Here is a 19,316-nt window from a genome sequence, read left to right as displayed (position 1 = left end):
TGCCGGATTCGTCCGTTCCGACGATGCCGCGGCCCGGCCTGCGCCCAACACTGACACGCCATGAACACAGCTGCAACCAACAACGACGACAACATCCTCCTGCTCACCCGTCCGCAGGACGGCTGCGCCTGCCTCACGCTGAACCGCCCGCAGGCCATGAACGCCCTGTCGCTCGCGCTGCGGCGCGCGCTGGTGCGCACGCTCGACACGCTCGCGCAGGACGACAGCGTGCGCGTGCTGATCCTCACCGGCGCGGGCCGCGCCTTCTGCGCCGGCCTGGACCTGCGCGAGATCGACCCGGGCGCCATCACCGGCGACGCCGGCACCGACGTGGCCACCGCGCTCGCGAACTTTCCGCGCCCGGTGATCGGCGCCGTGAACGGCGCGGCCATCACCGGCGGCCTCGAGGTGGCGCTGGCCTGCGACCTGCTGATCGCGTCGAGCGAGGCGCGCTTTGCCGACACCCACGCGCGCATCGGTGTGATCCCGGGCTGGGGGCTGTCGCAGCGGCTGTCGCGGCTCATCGGCATCGCGCGCGCGAAGGAAATGGCCTTCAGCGGCAACTTCGTCGGTGCCGAGCAGGCCGAGCGCTGGGGGCTGGTCAACCGCGTGACCACGCCCGGGCAACTAATGCCCGAAGCGCTGGCCCTGGCCGCCGACATCGCGAGCGCACTGCCCGAGATGCTGCCGGTCTACAAGCGCCTGATCGACGACGGCCATGCGCGCAGCTTTGCCGAAGGCATGGCGCTGGAGCAGGCCGCCACGCGCGACTGGGCCGCGTCGCTCACGCCCGAGGTGCTGCGCGCGCGGCGCGAGGCGGTGCAGGCGCGCGGACGTGCGCAGAAGGGCTGACGACGGCCCTTCGCCCCGGCCTCAGCGCGGCGCCATCCGGATCGCGCCGTCCAGCCGCACGCTCTCGCCATTGAAGTAGCCGTTGGTGATCATCAGCTCGGCCAGCGTCGCGTACTCGGCCGGGTTGCCCAGGCGCTTGGGGAACGGCACCGAGGCGGCCAGCGCGGCCTTCACGTTGTCGGGTGCGCCCTGCAGCAGCGGCGTGTTGAAGATGCCCGGCAGGATGGTGTTCACGCGGATGCCCTCGCCCATGAGGTCGCGCGCGATGGGCAGCGTCATGCCGACCACGCCAGCCTTCGAGGCGGTGTAGGCGGCCTGGCCCATCTGGCCGTCTTGCGCGGCGACCGAGGCGGTGTTGACGATGGCACCGCGCTCGCCGTCTTCCAGCGCGTCGAGCGTGAGCATGCCGGCCGCCGACTTGGCGATGCAGCGGAAGGTGCCCACGAGGTTGATCTGGATGATGCGGTCGAAGTTGGCGAGCGGAAAGTGCTTGATCTCGCCCGAGGCCTTGTCGCGGCTCGCGGTCTTCACCGCGTTGCCGGTGCCGGCGCAGTTGACCAGCACGCGCTCTTGCCCATGTGCGGCGCGCGCCTTGGCGAAGGCCGCGTCGACCTGCTCTTCCGACGTGACATCGACCTTGCAGAACACGCCGCCCAGCTCCTTGGCCAGGGCCTCGCCCTGCTCCACGTTGAGGTCGAACAGCGCGACCTTCACGCCGTGGCTGGCCAGGCGGCGCGCGGTGGCGGCCCCCAGGCCCGAGGCGCCGCCCGTGACGACGGCGGCAATGCTGGAATCGAGTTGCATCTCTTGTTGTCCTTGGATAGAGAGAGAAAGGAAGAAAGAAAGAAAACCGAAAACGCCTGCCGTTCAGACCGGGTAGTAGCGCAACTTGCGCGCCGCCATCTCGCGCATGCGCGCCGTGGGCACATACGGCGCGCCGAGCGCCGCATGTTTGTCGCACAGCGCGACCACGCGGTCCAGCCCCAGCCAGTCGGCGTACTTGAGTGCGCCGCCCGCATAGGCCGGAAAGCCCACGCCGAGCAGCAGCGCCATGTCGAGCTCGGCCGGCGTGGCGACCACGCCGTCTTCGAGCGCGTGCGCAGCCTCGACCACCATCGGCAGCATCATGCGTTCGACGATCTCCGTGTCCGCGAAATCGCGCCGCCCTTGCGGCTGCAGCGTGGCGACCAGCGCATGCGCCTCGGGCGCGGCCGACTTGCGCGGGCGGCCCGTGGGGTCGTTCTCGTAGCGGTAGAAGCCGGCGCCGTTCTTCTGGCCGTAGCGCTTGTTCGCCACCATGAGCTTCACGGCATTGCGTTCGAGGGCCGGCATGCGCTGCGGGTAGCCCGCGGCGATCACATCGCCCACGTGCGCGCCCACGTCCATGCCCACCACGTCCTGCAGGTAGGCCGGGCCCATGGGCCAGCCGAAGGCTTCCATCGCGCGGTCGACCGCCTCGAAGTCGGCGCCATCGGCCACCAGCTGCACGAAGGCGTTGATGTACGGCGTGAGGGTGCGGTTGACCAGGAAGCCCGGGCAGTCCTTCACCACGATGGGCGTCTTGCCCATGGTCACGGCATAGCCCACGGCGGTGGACACGGCAGCATTGCTGGTCTTCGCGCCCTGGATCACTTCCACCAGCTGCATCACCGGCACGGGGTTGAAGAAGTGCATGCCGACAAAGTCCTCGGGCCGCGCGAGCGGCTGGGCGATGTCGTCGATGCGCAGGCTCGAGGTGTTCGAGGCGATCACGGTGCCGGGCTTCACGCTGTGCTCCAGCGCGGCCAGCACCTTGCGCTTGACCTCGAGGTTCTCGACCACGGCCTCGACCACGCAGTCCACCGTGTCGAAGCCGGCCTCGTCGAGCTGCGGCACGATCGACGCTTGAATGGCGTCGGCCTTGGCCTGCCCGAGCCGGCCGTTCTTCACCTGCTTGGCCAGCTGCTTGCCGGCCTCGGCCATGCCCAGGTCGAGCTGCGGCTGCGCGATGTCCTTCATGCGCACCGGCGTGCCGCGCAGCGCGCTGGTGTAGGCGATGCCACCACCCATGATGCCGGCGCCGAGCACGGCCGCCTGCTTCACCGGACGGCCTTCGCGCGCGTGGCGCTTGTAGAGCTTCTTGAGCGCCTGGTCGTTGAGGAAGGCCTGCACCAGCGAGGCGGCGGCCTGCGTCTTCGCGACGCGGCCGAAGGCAGCCGACTCGAGGTCGAGCGCGCCCGCGCGGTCGCGGCCTGCGGCCTCGGCCATCATCTCGAGCGCGATGAGGGCTGCGGGCTGGTGCTTGCCGCTGCGCGCCGCCACCTGCGTGCGCGCGGTCTCGGCCAGCGCACCGGCCTCTTGCTTCGACAGCGCCAGCGGCGCGCGCTTGCGCTGCTGCGCCGCCTGCCAATCGATCTCGCCGCGCACCGCGCGCTGCAACAGCGCGAGCGCGCGCTCGCGCAGGGCCTCGGGCGCGGCGACCTCGTCGGTCACGCCCGCGGCCAGCGCGGCCGGCGCCTTGGCCGGCTTGCCGCTCGCCACCCAGTCGATGGCCGTGGCCAGGCCGGCCAGGCGCGACAGCCGCACCGTGCCGCCGAAGCCGGGGAACAGCCCGAGCTTCACCTCGGGCACGCCGACCTGCGCCGTGTCGGCCATCACGCGCAGCGGCGCGAGCATCGCCAGCTCCAGCCCGCCGCCGAGCGCGAAGCCGTTGATGGCGACCACGCTGGGCACGGCCAGGTCCTCGAAGGCGTTGAACAGCTCGTTGCTGGCGCGCACGCCGCGCGCAATGTCGGCCTCGGCCTGCTGGAAGGTGGCGCCGAACTCGGTGATGTCGGCACCGACGATGAACACGTCTTTCGCGCTCGTCACGAGCACGCCGCGCACATCGGGCGAGGCCGCGATGCGCTCGGTGGCCTGGCGGAACTCGTCGACGGTGCGCGCGTCGAGCTTGTTGATGGCCTCGCCGCGCCGGTCGAAGCGCAGCTCCACCAGACCGTCCTGCAACGGCAGGACTTCGATACTTTCGCCTTGGAACAAAGGGGGTCTCCTCGCGGCCGGCGACACGCCAGCCTGTGGGAAAAAGTTTAGGGACGCGCCCTGCGCACAGGCATCGTCCGAAGCGACGATTACAGGCGGCCGCGTGCCTGCAGGTAGTCGCGCACCGCCTCGGCGGCGGGGTCGCCGACCACGGCGAACTCGTCGGTGAAGAAGATCGGCGAGGCGGCCAGGTCGATGAAGCGGCGCTCGTCCGCGAGCAGCTCGGCGCTCGCGCGGCGGGCTTCCTCGCGCCGTGCGCCGGTGCGCGCCTCGAGGCTGTCCCACCACAGCTCGGCCACGCCGTCGAAGGGCGCGGGGCTGCCGCGCGGCACGGCCAGCGGCTGCACCAGCGCGTCGTCGAGCGTGTGCGACTGCACGTAGCGGCGCAGGCCCAGCACCTCGGCACGTTCAGCGACGAGCGGTGCGTGCACATGGCGCCAGTGGTGCTGGAACTGCGCGCGGTCCAGGTGCGGCAGCCGCCGCAGGCAGAAGACGAGCTTGATCATCGGCGCACCCGGATCAGGCCTTCCTGCGCGACCGAGGCCACGAGCCGGCCGGCGCGGTCGAACAGCGCGCCGCGGCAGAAGCCGCGCGCATGCTCGGCCGAGGGCGAATCGGCGTCGTACAGCAGCCAGTCGTCGCAGCGGAAATCGCGGTGGAACCACATCGCGTGGTCCAGGCTCACGCCCTGCACGCCGGGTTGCTGAAACGCCAGGCCGTGCGGCTGCATCGCCACGCCCATGAAGCTGTAGTCGGAGGCGTAGGCCAGCATGGCCTGGTGCAGCAGCGGGTCGTCGGGCAGCGCGTCGGCGGTGCGCAGCCAGAGCTGGCTGTGCGGCGGGCGCGGGCCGGCCGTGACCGGATCGCGCGGGTCGACGTAGCGGAACTCGATCGGCCCCTCGACGCGCACGCGCGGGCCGGCGCGCGGCGTGAGGTCTTCGGGCGGCGGCGCCTCGGGCATGGCGCACTGGTGCGACACACCCTCTTCGCGCCGGTGGAACGAGGCCGACATGTGGAAGATCGGCTCGCCATGCTGGATGGCGACCACGCGCCGCGTGGTGAAGCTCGCGCCGTCGCGGATGCGGTCGACGTCGTAGACGATGGGCGCGGCCTTGTCGCCCGCGCGCAGGAAGTAGCCGTGCAGCGAATGCGCCGCATGTCCGTCGACCGTGCGGGCCGCCGCCATCAGCGCCTGCCCGAGCACCTGGCCGCCGAAGACGGCGGGCGCGCCGATGTCGGTGCTGGTGCCGCGAAACAGGTTTTTCTCGAGCTGTTCGAGCTGCAGCTGCGCGACCAGCGACTGCAGCGCTTGCGCGCGGCCTGGGCTCACGCGGCGTGCTCCGTGGAATAGAACGGCGTGTTCGATTGCGCGCGCTGGCGCAGTGCGGCCGTGGGCTTGAAGCGCTCGCCGTGGCGCTGTGCGAGTGCATCGCAGCGCGCGACGAAGGCCGAGAGGCCGACGGTCTCGATGTACGAGAGCGTGCCGCCGGTCCAGTCGGGATAGCCCAGCGCGAGCACCGCGCCGAGGTCGGCCTCGACCGGCTGCTTCAGCACGCCTTCTTCGAGGCAGCGCGCCGCTTCGAGCGCGAGCAGCGACAGCAGGCGTTCGCCGACGGCGCGTGCGTCGGGTTGCGATGCGGCGGCTTGTTCCGCCGTTGCATCGGCCGTCAGCGGACTCTCGCCCAGCCCGGCCTGCCGCGCTGCGTTCGCGATCAGCGCGGGCGACACACCTTCACTCAACAGCGCCGCACCTTCACTGCGGTACAGCTGCCGCAGCCGTTCGACATATGCAGCGTTGACCGCACTCAAGTCGCCCTTGCGCCGCAGCGCCGCGCCCCGGTTCACGAACAGCGTGCGCATCAGGTTGCGCGCCACCGGGCCGGCCAGCAGGGGTCCGAAGCACTGCGCCTCGACCGCCAGGCCCGCGTCCATCGGCAGCTGCGTGCCTTCGTACACGGCCGACAGGATGGCCAGCGGCGCCGGCAGCTGGTCGTGCGTGTCACGCCGCACCTGCGCCAGCGTGGCGCCGAAGCTCGCGCCCGCATGCGGTGCCAGCGCGCCCACGCCGCCCGGCACCTGGAAGCCCTTCACGTCCCACGGCTGCTGGCCGGCGTCGGGGTGGTCGAGCACCCAGCGACGGGCCACGGCCACGAGCTGGTCGGCCGGCGCGAGCGCATCGACCATGCCCAGCGCCTGCGCCTCGGCCGGCGCCACATGCCGGCCCGACAGCAGCAGCGGCAGCGCGCGCGCAATGCCGATGCGGCGCGGCAGCCGCTGCGTGCCACCGCCCACGGGCAGCAGGCCGACCGTGACCTCGGGCAGCCCGACCACCGCGCGCGGCTCGTCGAGCAGCACGCGGTAATGGCAGGCCAGCGCGAGCTCGAACCCGCCGCCCAGCGCCACGCCGTTGATGGCCGCCGCCACGGGCTTGCCGCAGCGCTCCAGCTCTCGCAGCGCGCGCCCGCCGGGCGCGATCGCCTCGATGGCCTCGGCCGCGCCACCGCCCGTGGCGTGAAAGCCCACGAGGTCCTTCAGGTCGGCCCCGGCCATGAAGCCGCTGGCCTTGCCCGAGGTGATGACCGCACCGCGCACGTCGGCGCGCTGCGCGATCTGCGCCACGGCCTCGCGCAGGTCGGCCGTGAAGCCGGGCGTGAACACGTTCATCGGCCGCTCGGGCACGTCGAGGGTGAGGAGCGCGACGCCGTCGGCATCGACCTCGAATCGGATGTGGGAAGGCATAGGAAAAAAGGAAAGAGAAGACGTGCTGCTCAGACGCGCTCGATCACCAGCGCGGTCGACTGCCCCGCCGCGGCGCACAGCGTGACCAGGCCCAGGCGCGCGTCACGCCGCTCCAGCTCGTCGAGCAGCGTGCCCGTGAGGATCGCGCCGGTCGCGCCCAGCGGGTGGCCCAGCGCGATGGCGCCGCCGTTCACGTTGATGCGCGCGGGGTCGATGTCGAAGTGGCGCGCATAGCGCATCGGCACCACCGAGAAGGCTTCGTTCACTTCGAACAGGTCGATGTCGCCGATGCCCAGGCCGCAGCGCGCCAGCAGGCGCTCGGTGGCGGGCATCGGGCCGCCCAGGCTCAGCAGCGGCTCGTCGGCGCACGAGGCGCTGCCGACGATGCGCGCGCGCGGCTTCAAGCCGTTGCGCGTGCCGTAGTCGCGGTTGCCCAGCAGCACCGCGCAGGCGCCGTCGACGATGCCGCTCGAGTTGCCGCCCGTGTGGATCGCGTCGATGTGCGACAGCTGCGGGTAGCGCTGCAGCAGGATCGCTTCGTAGCCCTGCGCGGCCACGCCGGCGAAGGCGGGCTTGAGCTTGGCGAGGTCGGCCATCGTGGTGCCGGGGCGGTTGGCCTCGTCCTTCGCGAGCACGGTGCGCCCGAGCCGGTCGCGCACGGGCACGAGCGAGCGGTCGAAGCGGCCCTCGGCCTGCGCCACGGCGGCGCGGCGCTGGCTTTCCACCGCGTAGGCATCGACCGCCTCGCGGTCCACGCCGTCGAGCATGGCCATCAGGTCGGCCGCCACGCCGTTGGGAATGTAGGGATAGCGCAGGCCCACGGCGGGGTCGGTGTAGACCGCGCCGCCGTCGCTGCCGATGGTCACGCGCGACATCGACTCCACGCCGCCGCCGATCACCGCGTCGGCCTGGCCCGAGGCCACGAGGCCGAAGCCCATCTTCAGCGTGTCGAGCGCCGAGGTGCAGAAGCGGTTGAGCTGGAAGCCCACCACGCTGTCGCCGTAGCCGGCCGACAGCAGCGCGACGCGCGCGATGTCGGCGCCCTGCTCGCCCACGGGCATCACCACGCCCAGGCCCACGTCCTCGATCTGCGCGGGGTCGAGTGCATGGCGTTCGCGCAACGCCTGCAGCACCTGCGTGGCCAGCTGCACCGGCGTGATGGGGTGCAGCGCGCCGTCGGCGCGGCCCTTGCCGCGCGGCGTGCGCACGTGGTCGTAGATGAAAACGTCGTCGGTCATGGGCAGGGCGCCGCCCGGGTGCGCAAGGCCACCGGATGCAGGGGAATTCAGTTTGTCTGCGGCCAGTTTAGGAAGCAGAATCGGTTGCCGGAATCGTCGGAAGCGACGGAATTTCCAGGCACTCACTCCCCCTTCGCGATGCCTGCACCAGCCCCCGTTCCCCCTTCTTCGCTCCGGATTCTCGAGACCAAGCTGAACCCGCCGGCCTTCGTGGCCACGCAGGTGCCGCGCACCGCCATCAGCGAAGAGATCGCCGCCGCCACCGTCAAGCTCGTGCTGGTGCGCGCGCCCGCCGGCTTCGGCAAGACCACCGCCATGGCGCAGATCCGCGAGCGCATGGACGCGCAGGGCATCGCCACCGCATGGCTCACGCTCGACCGCGCCGACAACGACGTGTCGCGCTTTCTCAACTGCCTGGCCGAGGCTGTGCAGCGCATCGGCGTGGACGAGCCCGCAAGCCACGCGCCCTTCGATGCCGTGGCCGCGCTGGCCGCGCACGACTCGCCCTTCACGCTGTTCCTGGACGACTTCGAGGTGGTGCAGGAACCCGCCGTGCTCGGCCTCGTGCGCGAGCTGGTCGAGCACCTGCCGCGGCGCGGGCAGATCGTGATCGGCTCGCGCAGCCTGCCCGACCTGGGCCTGGGCCGTCTGCGCGCGCGCGGCCAGCTCATCGAGATCGACACCGACCGCCTGCGCTTCTCACTGGAAGAAACCAGCGCCTTCATCGGCCTGCGCCAGGCGCATGCGCCGCACGCCGCCGCGCAGCCGCCGCAGGCGCTGCCGGCCGACCTGCTCTCGCAGCTGCACCGCAAGACCGAAGGCTGGGTGGCGGCCATCTGGCTGGCGTCGATGGCGCTGGAGCGGCACGGCATCGAGACCGGCTTCATCGAACGCTTCTCGGGCTCCGACCGCGCCGTGGCCGACTACCTGGCCGAGGACGTGCTTGCGCACCAGCCGCCCGAGATCCACGACTTTCTGCTGCGCACCAGCATCCTGCGCCAGCTCGACGCCTCGGTGTGCCAGGCACTCAACCCGCGCGGCGACAGCGCCGTCATCCTGGAGCAGCTGGCCGCCGCCAACCTGTTCCTCACGCCCGTGAGCGGCGATGCCGGCGGCGAGGTGCGCGCGTGGCGCTACCACAGCCTCTTTGCCGACTTCCTGCGCGCGCAGCTGGCGCGCGAGCGGCCGGGCGAGCTCGCGCGGCTGCACCTCGCGGCCTCGGGCTGGTACGAGTCGCACGGCCGGCCCGTGCCCGCCATCGACCATGCCATCGAGGGCGGCGACCATCCGCACGCGCTCACGCTGCTCGACAGCTACGCCGAGCAGTTCCTCGAGCAGGGCCGCATGCGCATGCTGGCGCGCTGGTTCTCGGCCATTCCTGAACATCAGCTGCGCGAGCACCCGTTTTTGCAGCTCATCGCGCTGTGGGCCACCTGCTTCACGCACGGCCCGTGGGACGCGATGCGGCTGCTCGAACAGTCGGGCTGCCTCGACAGCCCCATTCCCGAGGTGCGCGCCAACGCCCACACGCTCATTCCGCTGCTGCTGGCCATGGAAGACCAGCACGATGCCGCGTACGAAGCCGGCCGCGAAAGCCTCGCGCGCCTGCCCACCGGCCTCGCCTTTGCCGAGGGCGTGCTGCTCAACGCCATGGCCCACATCCTCGCGGTACGCGGCGACCAGCGCGAGGCGCAGCGCCTGCTCGAGGCCGCGCGGCGCGAGCAGGGCAACAGCACCTTCAACCGCATGTACACCGAGTCGCTGGCGGGCCTGTTCGACCTCACCGAAGGCCGGCTGCGCCAGGCCACCGCGCGGCTGCGCATGGCGGTCGATTCCACGCATGCCGTGTCGTACAACCACAGCCACGGCAACGCCTGGGCCGGTGTGCTGTACGCGGGCGCCGTGTACGAGACCAACCAGCTGGTGCAGGCCGAGCACCTGCTGAACGTGTACCTGCCGCTGGCGCGCGACGTGGGCCTGCCCGACCACATGATCCTGAGCCACGTCATGCGCTCGCGCATCGCGTTCCACGCGGGCGACATCGACGCCGCGTTCCAGGCGCTCACCGAACTCGAGTACCTGGGCCACCACCGCCAGCTGCCGCGCGTGGTCGCGGGCGCCAAGCTGGAGCGCGCCCACATGCTGCTGCTGCAGGGCAACGGCCCCGCCTCGCGCGACGAGCTGCAGCGCGCCGACGACCCCGAGCTGTGGGAGCGCGAGCGCCGCCAGCGCCTGCCCGCGCACGACCTCGACTACCTCGCGCTCGCGCGGGCGCGCTGGGACATCGCCTTCGGCGACGCGCGCGCGGCCCTCACCGTGCTCGACGCCGAGCTGCACGCCGCCGTGGCCGCCAACCGCAACCGCCGCGCGCTCAAGCTGCGCGTGCTGCGCGCACTGGCACTGCAGCGCGCAGGCGACCTCGCCACCGCCATCGAAGAGATCGGCGCCGTGCTGCAGGCCGCGAGCCAGGAAGGCTTCGTGCGGCTGATCCTTGACGAAGGCCCGGCCGTGGGCACGCTGGTGCACCGCTATGCCGCCGCCATGCAGCAGGAAGCGGGTGCCGTGGCGCCCGTGCTGCGCAGCGACCCGATCCTGGCCGACTACCTGCAGCGGCTGCTGCAGGTGCTGGGCCCGCCGCCCTCGCCGATCGACGCCGAGGCGCCCTCGGGCGACGCCACCAAGGAGCCACTCACGCGCAAGGAGATCCGCGTGCTGCAGCTCCTGGCCGAGGGCTACTCGAACAACGCCATGGGCGAGAAGCTGTTCGTGTCCGAGAGCACGGTGCGCACGCACCTGCGCAACATCCACATGAAGCTGGGCGCGAAGCGGCGCACGGAGGCAGTGGCGATTGCGCGCAAGCTGGGCGTGATCCGCTAGCCAAAAAAAAAGGGCCCGCCCGCCGACACATGGCAGACGGGCCCAAACCCTCGCCTTTCGTCAGAACGACACGTTCAGATTCGCCTTCACCGACTGGTCGCGCGCCTTGCCGCCGAACTGGCCACCGTACGACACGCCGAAGGTCGCGCGCGGCGAGAACGCGAAGTCCATGCCGAGTTGCAGCACCGCCGCGTTCTTCGCCACCGCCACGCCCGCGATGTCCGAGAAGCCGGTGGCGCCCGGCAGCGCGACGCTCGTGAACGGCGTCAGGTCGCCGTAGGCGCGGCGCCAGCCGACCATGCCCTTGAGCGTGGCGTCGACGCTGCCCAGGCGCACCGCGGTCGATGCGCGCAGGCCCAGCGTCGACAGCCCGACGTTGGCGCTGCTGCTGCGCGCCTGCAGCGCCGCCCACGTGCCGCGCTCCGAGAACGCGTCGGTGTGCAGCGTGACGTGCGCCAGGTTGGCGAAGGGCTCCAGCGCCACCTCGCCGGCCGCCAGGCTGTAGCCCACTTCGCCGAAGACCTGCGTGGTCGATGCGTCGTGGTTGCTCTTGAGCGAATCCGCCAGGCCTGCCACGCGCGCCTGGCGCGTGGTGTCCACGTCGTGCCGCGCATAGGCAGCACCGGCGCGCAGGGCCCACGGACCGAGCGTGGTGCCGCCGTACAGGCCCAGGTGGTAGCTGGTGGCATCGCCCGAAGATGAGCGCGCGTCCACGTCGACCTTGCTGCGGCTGTAGCCGCCGGTCACGCCCAGGCGCCCGTTGTCGCCCACGCGGGTGTCGCCACCCATCAGCAGGCCGTCGACCGAGCGATCGAGTCGTGCGGCGTTGCCGTCGCCGCGCGCGCGGCCGGTCGAGTGCAGGGCCTGGCTCCAGAAGACCGTCTCGCCCGTGGTCGGGGCGGCCATGCGCGACTGGCCGGCGCCGTCGTTGACCTTGACCGGCGCCGTGGACGCGCCCGCGGTGCCGGCCGAGGCGCGCAGGCGCTCCATCGCAGCCTCGCGCACGAAGCGGCTGTCCTCGATGAGCGCCGTCTTCGCGGAGGCATGCACTTCGCCCGACAGGCTGTCGAAGGCCGTGCGTGCGGCCGGCACGCTCTCCAGTTGCAGCGCGGCGGCCAGCGCCGGGCTCCACGCCGCAGCGCCATCGAGATTCACGCCCATCGCACGCTGGTTGCCCGACTGCGCGACCGACGCGAACGACACGCTGTTGCGCATGGCTTCCGTGTAGACCTGTGTCGCGGTGTAGCCCAGCTTCGGCGAGAGGAAGAGGTAGTCCTTGGCCACGCTGAAGTCGGCGAAGGTGCCGCTCACGCCGCCCTCGGCGTTCAGCAGCGTGTAGCGTGCGCCCAGAACATAGCCGCCGAGCACGCGCACCGTGCCGCCCTCGAGCGTGGCGTGGCCGCTGACGTCGAGCCGGTCGGCCTGCGCATCGGTGCCGCTCAGTTCGGCCTCGAAAGTCGAGCCCGGCGCGAAGCGTGCATTGCCGGCCACGTGCAGCGTGCCGATGGAGTTGCCCGGTGCCACGACACCGCCCGCCGCGATGGTGGTGCTGCCGACCGTGCCGGTGCCCTGCAGGCGACCGCCCGACAACACGGCCATCGTGCCGCCCAGCGTGCCGTTGACCGACAGCATGCCCTGCGCCACCGAGGTCCTGCCCGTGAAGGCGCCGGAGTCGCCGGTGAGCTCGAAGCTTCCCGCGCCCGCCTTGACGAGGCCGCCGCTGCCACTGAAGCGGCCCGCGAACTGCGTCGAACGGTCGTTGCCGCCGGTGGTCAGCGTGCCGGTGCCCACGGCCACGTCGCCCGCGCCGGCCAGCGAGCCGATGGTGGCATCGAAGCCGTTGAGGTCGAGCTTCGCCTTGCCGGCCACCGTGAACGCGCTGGCGTTCGACAGGCCGGTGGCGGAGCCCGCGCGCAGCGTGCCGCCCTGCACCCAGGTCGCGCCGGCGTAGCTGTTGGCACCGCTCAAGGTGGTGACGCCTTCGCCGGTCGTGCCGCCCGTGGTGCGCAGGTCGCCCGCGCCGGTGATGTTGTAGGCGAAGTCGTAGGCGTCGCTTCGGTCGATGGCGAAGCTGGCGCCCGCGTCGATGGCCACGTGGCTGGTGATGGAGCCGGTGGTGCCGCCCTCGCCCAGCGCGAGCTCGCCGGCCTGGATGCGCGTGTCGCCCGAGTAGGTGTTGGTGCCCGTGAGCACCAGCCGCCCGGCGCCGGCCTTCACGAGGCTGCCGCGGTAGTCTTCGTCGGTCTTGCTGCGCAGGTGGGTCAGGCGGTCCCAGTCGACGTTGGCCGCCCTCGCCTTGTCCTCGACAGCCGTCATGATTTCTTCCGCCGGAATCACCATGTACGGAGGGAGTTCGGTCCACAGGGGGTCTCCGGGCCCGGCCAGTCGACGCAGGCTCTCGAATATCTCGGCGGTGCCCTTCGCGAGCGGGTTGGCCTTCGCTGCGGCCAGGGCGTCGGCGAAGTCACCACCCGACAACATGGCCGTGCGCAGCGCCTGAAGCAGCGAGACGGCCTCATCACCCAGGGGCTTGAAGGCGTCCGGGGCAATCGGCCCCTTCACGAGCGCACCCAGGCGCACGATCTCGGCGGCTTCTTCCTGCTTGCGCTGGACCAGCCCCGTTTCCGAGATGTCGTGGCGCCACGTATCGGCCATCCCACCAGGCATGTCGATGACCGTGCGCTTGAGCAGCTGGCCCGGCCCCTTCATGGCGTTCTCGAGGTTGACGAGGCCCCAGCCGATCACCGCGTCGGGCGCCGTCTGGCGCGTGCCGTCGAGCCTGGTGGCCGTGGTGAGCAGCACCTGCAGCGCCTGCTCGTTGGTCATGTACGGAAAGCGCTCCATGATGATGCCCAGGGCCCCCGTGGCATGCGGCGCCGCCATCGAGGTGCCTGTGTAGGTCCCGTAGGCCCCGTCGAACACGGTGCTCGTGATACCGGCCCCGGGGGTGGCCACGCACCAGTACTTGGCGATGCCGCACTTGTTGAGGGAGCTGTGCTGCTGGTAGCCCGTTTTTGTCTGACTGGCCCCCGTCACCGTCAACCAATGCCCCTCCACGTCGGGCCTGAAATAAGGAAGCGCCCCGCGCGCCGCCGGATTGGCCTGCCCCTGGTTGTCGGCGGCGAACACCTGGATGACCCCTTCCTTGCCATCGGCCTGGGGCTTCGTGGCGTCGATCGCGGCGTCGACCCAGGACGGCCCGCGCAGGTACTGCAGGTAGTCGGCGGTGACCGCATTCTGTGTGCTGAAATTCCGATTGCTCGGATTGCCCCAGCTGTTGTTGATGACCCGCACGCCCGCGTCGCGCATGCCCTGGTAGAGGTTGCGGAAGTTCTCGGTCGTGGCGAGGGGGTAGCTGTCCGGACTCAACCCGGCACTCGAACTCAGCGCGTCGGGCGCGTTGGTGTTGCCCACGAACACGTTGGCATTGAACGCTACGCCGTGCATGTTGTTCTTGACGTCCTGCCCGTCCCGGCTGGCGCCCACGGTGCCGGACACGTGGGTGCCGTGGAAACCGTAGCCCACGTCTTTGCTGTTCAGCACGGAACCATCCGCCGCGAACTGGCTGTATGCCCCGTTGGACGTCGCCGTCACCAGCGCCGTGAAGCGCGTGAGCGGCAGCTCGCGCGTGTGGCGCACGTCGAAGCCCGAGTCGATCACGCCCAGCTTCACGCCCTTGCCGGTGAAGCCCGCCGCGTAGGCGTACTCGGTCTTCATCGCCCCGAGCCCCCAGTCGGCCAGGAACTCCTTCGTGCGCCAGCTGGCCGGGTCGCCGATCATGCCGGGGTCGCCCGGATAGGCCTGTGCGCCGGCCGCGGTGGCCAGCATCGAACCCCACACGCACACGGCGGCGCGGGCCACGGCCCGGCGCTTGAACTTCGGTGATCTCGTCATGACGGAACGAACCCTCTCTGTCTTGGAATGGAATGAAAAGACCGTCGCCCTGCCGGTGAAGCCATGTCGGGGAGACATCGCGCACGGGCCGGTTAACGGTCGTTAAATTCTGGAAAGAGGGGTCGTTCTTTGTGATCTCGTCGGTGCTTGTTCCGATACTTTGGAATCCAGACGCTGAAGTTTTTCCCTAGGTTGCGGCGCTTTCAGGCCGCCAGCCGCTGCCGCTTGTCCTGCGCGTCGCGCCCCGCGATGTGCGCGCGCGCGCGTTTCCAGTCTTCGTCCTGCCACTGCGACATGCGCGAGAAATTCCCGCCCGTGGCCTGGAACTGCGCGCCGTCGATGGCGATGGTCTGGCCGTTGACGTACTCCGAGCCCGGGCCGAGCAGGTAGGCCGCGAGGTTGGCCAGCTCGGGCATGCGGCCGTTGCGCTCCATCGGGTTGCGTTCGGCCTTGTGCTCGCCGCCGCCGGGGTTCAGGCGCGCGCTCATGCCCTCGGTGGGGAACAGGCCCGGCGCGATGGCGTTGAAGCGGATGCCGCGCCCGGCCCACTCGACGGCAAGCGACTGCGTCATGGCATGCAGCCCGGCCTTCGACATGGCCGAGGGCACGGTGAAGGGCGAGCCGTTCCACACCCAGGTGGTGAGGATCGACAGCACCGACGCGGCCTTGCCTTCGGCCAGCCAGCGCTTGCCGCATTCGAGCGTCATGCAGAAGCTGCCGCGAAAGACGATGCTCGAGATGGCGTCGAAGGCGCGCGGCGACAGGTCTTCGGTGCGGCTCACGAAGTTGCCCGCGGCGTTGTTGACGAGGCCGTCGAGCGCACCGCCGTCGGCCCAGATTTCATCGAGCATCTCGTTGATCTGCGTGTCGTGGCGGATGTCGCAGGTCTTGGGCGTCACGCGGCCGCCGTGCAGGTGCATCAGCTCAGCGGCGGTTTCTTCGAGCACGGGCGCGCGACGCCCGCAGATGTACACGTGGGCGCCCAGCAGCAGCAGCGCCTCGCTCATCACGCGGCCCAGGCCGCTGCCGCCGCCGGTCACGAGGTAGCGGCGGCCGGCGAGCAGGCCGGGCTTGAACATCAGGTCGTCGAGGGTCATGAAAATCCTTGTGTGCGGTCCGTTGGAATTCGGGATGAAGCTCAGCGCCCCGTGTAGACGGGCGCGCGCTTCTCGAGGAAAGCGTTCATGCCTTCGCGGAAATCGCGGGTCTGGGTGCACAGCACCTGGTTGCGGTCTTCCATGGCAATCACCGCTTCCATGCTGCCGGCGTCCACGGCGATGCCGAGCGCCTCCTTGGTCAGGCGCAACGCCACGGGCGTGGCGTGAAGCATGTCGTCGGCCAGCGCCTGCGCCTCGGCCTGCAGCGCGGGCAGCGCATCGACGCGGCTCACGAGGCCCAGTGCGTAGGCGCGCTGCGCGTCCATGAAGCGGCCGGTGAGCATGTACTCGGCCGCCACCGAGCTGCCGACCATGCGCGGCAAAAAGTAGCTCACGCCCACGTCGCAGGCCGACAGGCCGATGCGGATGAAGGCGGCGTTCATGCGCGCGTCGGGCGTGGCCAGGCGCACGTCGGAGGCCAGCGCGAGCGCAAAGCCGCCGCCGCTGGCCGCGCCCTGCACCACGCTGACGATGGGCTGCGGGCAGCGCCGCATGGCGAGCATGATGTCGCGGATGCCCTTCTGCTGTTCGAGCATGTCGGCCACGCCGAGGTCTTCGCCGCCCACCTGTTCCTTCAGGTCGAGCCCGGCGCAGAAGGCGCGGCCCGCGCCCTGCAGCACGACCACGCGCTCGGGGCTGCGTGCGCTGAGGTCCTCGAAGTAGTCGCGCAGCGCGCGCACCAGCACCGGGTCGAGCGCGTTCAGGCGCTCGGGGCGGTTCAGTGTGAGCCAGGCGACCTCGCCGCGCCGCTCGACCTGCAGCACCTCGTTCATCGCCGTCACAGCGCGCGCGAGATCACTTCTTTCATGATCTCGTTGGTGCCGCCGTAGATGCGCTGCACGCGCCCGTCGGCGTACATGCGCGCGACCATGTACTCGGTCATGAAGCCGTAGCCGCCAAAGAGCTGCAGGCATTCGTCGACCACGCGGCCCTGCGTCTCGGAGCCCCAGAGCTTGGCCATGGAGGCGGTGGCGGTGTCGAGCTTGCCGGCCACGAGGTCTTCCACGCAGCGGTCGATGAAGGCGCGGCCCACCTTGATCTGCGTGGCGATCTCGGCCAGCTTGAACTTGGTGTTCTGGAAGTCGGCGATCGGCTTGCCGAAGGCCTTGCGGTCGCGCACGTAGTCGAGCGTGGCCTGGTAGGCGCCTTCCATGGTGGCCAGCGCGTTCACGCCGATGATGGTGCGCTCGTACGGCAGGTCGCTCATGAGCTGGAAGAAGCCCTGCCCTTCCTGGCCGCCGAGCAGCGCGTCGGCCGGCACGTGCACGTCGTCGAAGAAGAGCTCGGAGGTGTCCTGCGCCTTCATGCCGATCTTGTCGAGCACGCGGCCGACGCGGTAGCCCTCGCAGCCCTCGGTCTCGACGATGAGGATCGAGGTGCCCTTGGCGCCCTGCGTCGGGTCGGTCTTGGCCACGACCAGCACCACGCCCGCGAGAAAGCCGTTGGTGATGAAGGTCTTGGAGCCGCGGATGCGGTAGCTGCCGTCGGGCTGCTTCTCGGCGCGCGTGCGCACGCCCTGCAGGTCGGAGCCGGCGCCGGGCTCGGTCATGGCGATGGCGCCGACCAGCTCGCCACGCGCCATGCGCGGCAGGTAGCGTTGCTTCTGTTCCTCGGTGCCGTGGTTCAGGAAGTAGTGCGCCACGATGGTGTGCACCGAGCTGGCCATGCCGCTGAGCGCGCGGCGCGCCTTCTCTTCGTAGAACACGGCCTCGTGGCGGAAGTCGCCGCCCGCGCCGCCGTAGGCCTCGGGAATGTCGGAGCACAGCAGGCCGAGCGCGCCGGCCTTGCGCCAGACCTCGTGGCCGACGTGGCCGCGCTTGCGCGCCTCTTCGTCGTGCGGCACGACTTCGGTCTCGACGAAACGCACGACGTTGTCGCGGTACAGCTCCAGTTCTTCGTCGCTCCACGAGCGGCGGAAATCGATGGGCATGGGGTTGTCCTTCAGTGTCTTGAAATAAGGGGAATGGGGTTCAACCCACGCGGCGTTCTTTACCCGCCCAGAAAGGCTCTCGCAGCTGGAACTTCTGCAGCTTGCCGGCAGCCGACAGCGGCAGCGCATCGCGGAACTCCACGCTGCGCGGGCACTTGTAGTTGGCGATCTGGTCGCGGCAATGGGCGATGACGTCGTCGGCCGTGAGCGGCATGCCTTCGCGCAGCACGATCACCGCGTGCACGCGCTCGCCCCACTTGTCGTCGGGCACGCCGATGACGGCGGACATGAGCACCTGCGGCATCTGGGCGATGGCGTTCTCGACCTCGGCCGAGTACACGTTCTCGCCGCCGCTCACGATCATGTCCTTCATGCGGTCGACCACGAACAGCAGGCCGTGGTCGTCCATGTAGCCGCCGTCGCCGGTGTGCATCCAGCCGCCGCGCAGCGCGGCCTCGGTCTCGGCGGGCTTGTTCCAGTAGCCCTTCATGACCATCGGGCCTCGCGCGACGATCTCGCCGACCTGGCCGGGGGGCAGCTCGTTGTCTTCGCCGTCGACGATGCGGATCTCGGCCACGGGCACCGGCGTGCCGGCCGCGCGCAGCAGGCGGTTGCGGTCGGGCCCGGGCAGGTGGAAGTGCGGCATCAGCACGGCCACGGTGGGCGACAGCTCGGTCATGCCGTAGGCCTGCGAGAAGCTGGTGGCCGGCAGCGCGGCCATGGCCTGCTCGAGCAGCGCGACGTCGATGGGCGCGGCGCCGTACAGCAGCATCTGCAGGCTCGACAGGTCGAACTCGGCAAAGCGCGGGTGCTCGATCACGCGCTTGATCATGGTGGGCACCAGGAACATCTCGGTGGCGCGCGCGGCCTGGATGGCCTGCAGGATCGCCACCTCGTCGAACATCGGCACCACGTGCTGCGGCACCAGCCGCAGGATGCTCTGCAGCGACAGCCCGCAGCCGGCCACATGGAACATGGGCACGGCGATGACCACGGCGGCGTTGCGCGTCTCGCGCGGCACCGCGGCCACCGAGCTCAGCGCGTTGATGTAGAGGCTGCCGTGCGTGAGCATCACGCCCTTGGGCCGGCCGGTGGTGCCGCCGGTGTACATGATGGCGGCCAGCTCGTCGGCGCTGTGCGGGGCGTCGTCGATGGGCTGCGCGTCGGCCAGCAGCGCCTCGTAGCCGACCATTCCTTCGGGCACGGGACCGTCGCCGCAGTACACCACGGTGCGCAGCGAGGTCGAGAGCTTGCGCAGCTCGCCGGCCATGGGCGCGAACAGGTCGTCCACCAGCAGGATGCGCGTGTCGCAGTCGTCCAGCGAGTAGGCGACCTCCTTCGGGTTCCAGCGGATGTTCACCGGGTTGATGACGCCGCCGCCCCACCAGGTGCCGAAGAAGAACTCGACGAAGCGGTGCGAGTTGAGGCTCATCATGCCGACGCGGTCGCCGCGCGCCATGCCGAGCTGCTGCAGCACGGCGCCCAGGCGCGCCACGCGGTCGGTGAGGGTCGCGAAGTCCAGGCGGTGGTTGCCGCAGACCACGGCGGTCTCGCGGGCCTTCTCGCGGCGGCCCTTGTGCAGGGGCTGGGTGAGGAACATGGTGTCGTCTC

The 19,316-nt window shown here is 70.7% G+C and carries 13 protein-coding genes; 2 read left to right on the top strand and 11 right to left on the bottom strand.

Going from position 1 to position 19,316, the window contains the following annotated elements; genetic code table 11:
- Positions 1-60: 60 nt before the first annotated feature.
- Complete coding sequence (locus AC07OX_RS21910) at positions 61-852, top strand: enoyl-CoA hydratase (RefSeq protein WP_495262418.1); 792 nt, start codon at positions 61-63, stop codon at positions 850-852.
- Between the two features lie 21 nt (positions 853-873).
- Here AC07OX_RS21910 and AC07OX_RS21905 read toward each other — a convergent pair whose 3' ends face one another.
- From AC07OX_RS21905 to AC07OX_RS21880, 6 genes are all read right to left on the bottom strand, one after another.
- Positions 874-1,656, bottom strand: a complete 783-nt coding sequence (locus tag AC07OX_RS21905) for an SDR family NAD(P)-dependent oxidoreductase (RefSeq protein ID WP_062478161.1) — start codon at positions 1,654-1,656, stop codon at positions 874-876.
- Between the two features lie 63 nt (positions 1,657-1,719).
- Positions 1,720-3,870 (bottom strand): fatty acid oxidation complex subunit alpha FadB, encoded by a 2,151-nt coding sequence (fadB, locus tag AC07OX_RS21900; RefSeq protein ID WP_495262419.1) that lies wholly within the window; start codon positions 3,868-3,870, stop codon positions 1,720-1,722.
- A gap of 89 nt (positions 3,871-3,959) precedes the next feature.
- The gene (locus AC07OX_RS21895) at positions 3,960-4,376 is read right to left on the bottom strand and encodes an EthD domain-containing protein (RefSeq protein ID WP_095947981.1); all 417 of its coding nucleotides are present in this window, start codon (positions 4,374-4,376) and stop codon (positions 3,960-3,962) included.
- The gene (locus AC07OX_RS21890; protein WP_495262420.1) at positions 4,373-5,200 is read right to left on the bottom strand and encodes an acyl-CoA thioesterase; all 828 of its coding nucleotides are present in this window, start codon (positions 5,198-5,200) and stop codon (positions 4,373-4,375) included. Before AC07OX_RS21890 ends, AC07OX_RS21895 begins: the two co-directional genes overlap by 4 nt.
- Positions 5,197-6,609 (bottom strand): enoyl-CoA hydratase-related protein, encoded by a 1,413-nt coding sequence (locus AC07OX_RS21885; RefSeq protein ID WP_495262421.1) that lies wholly within the window; start codon positions 6,607-6,609, stop codon positions 5,197-5,199. The genes AC07OX_RS21890 and AC07OX_RS21885 overlap by 4 nt, the downstream gene beginning before the upstream one ends.
- Positions 6,610-6,638: 29 nt before the next feature.
- Positions 6,639-7,847 (bottom strand): acetyl-CoA C-acetyltransferase, encoded by a 1,209-nt coding sequence (locus tag AC07OX_RS21880; RefSeq protein ID WP_495262422.1) that lies wholly within the window; start codon positions 7,845-7,847, stop codon positions 6,639-6,641.
- A 138-nt stretch (positions 7,848-7,985) separates the two neighbouring features.
- On the opposite strand from AC07OX_RS21880, the gene AC07OX_RS21875 reads away from it, so the two are divergent.
- On the top strand, positions 7,986-10,724 hold the full coding sequence (locus tag AC07OX_RS21875; protein WP_062478179.1) for a winged helix-turn-helix domain-containing protein: 2,739 nt from the start codon (positions 7,986-7,988) through the stop codon (positions 10,722-10,724).
- 60 nt (positions 10,725-10,784) lie between these two features.
- Here the strand turns inward: AC07OX_RS21875 and AC07OX_RS21870 are convergent, their stop codons facing one another.
- The 5 genes from AC07OX_RS21870 to AC07OX_RS21850 form a co-directional block, all read right to left on the bottom strand.
- Entirely contained in the window at positions 10,785-14,618 is a 3,834-nt protein-coding gene (locus AC07OX_RS21870) for an autotransporter domain-containing protein (RefSeq protein WP_495262423.1), read from the bottom strand.
- A 203-nt stretch (positions 14,619-14,821) separates the two neighbouring features.
- Positions 14,822-15,715 carry an SDR family oxidoreductase gene (locus tag AC07OX_RS21865; RefSeq protein ID WP_495262424.1) on the bottom strand — a complete coding sequence of 298 codons (894 nt, stop codon included), beginning with the start codon at positions 15,713-15,715 and terminating at the stop codon, positions 14,822-14,824.
- A 41-nt stretch (positions 15,716-15,756) separates the two neighbouring features.
- Complete coding sequence (locus AC07OX_RS21860; protein WP_495262465.1) at positions 15,757-16,548, bottom strand: enoyl-CoA hydratase/isomerase family protein; 792 nt, start codon at positions 16,546-16,548, stop codon at positions 15,757-15,759.
- Positions 16,549-16,553: 5 nt separating this feature from the next.
- Positions 16,554-17,705, bottom strand: coding sequence for an acyl-CoA dehydrogenase family protein (locus AC07OX_RS21855; RefSeq protein WP_489062587.1), 1,152 nt, complete (start codon positions 17,703-17,705; stop codon positions 16,554-16,556).
- Between the two features lie 40 nt (positions 17,706-17,745).
- Positions 17,746-19,305 (bottom strand): long-chain-fatty-acid--CoA ligase, encoded by a 1,560-nt coding sequence (locus AC07OX_RS21850; RefSeq protein ID WP_495262425.1) that lies wholly within the window; start codon positions 19,303-19,305, stop codon positions 17,746-17,748.
- Positions 19,306-19,316: the final 11 nt, after the last annotated feature.

The sequence above is a fragment of the Variovorax sp. GW821-FHT09D07 genome (genome assembly GCF_059416345.1).
This window is presented reverse-complemented; position numbering and strand designations above follow the sequence as displayed.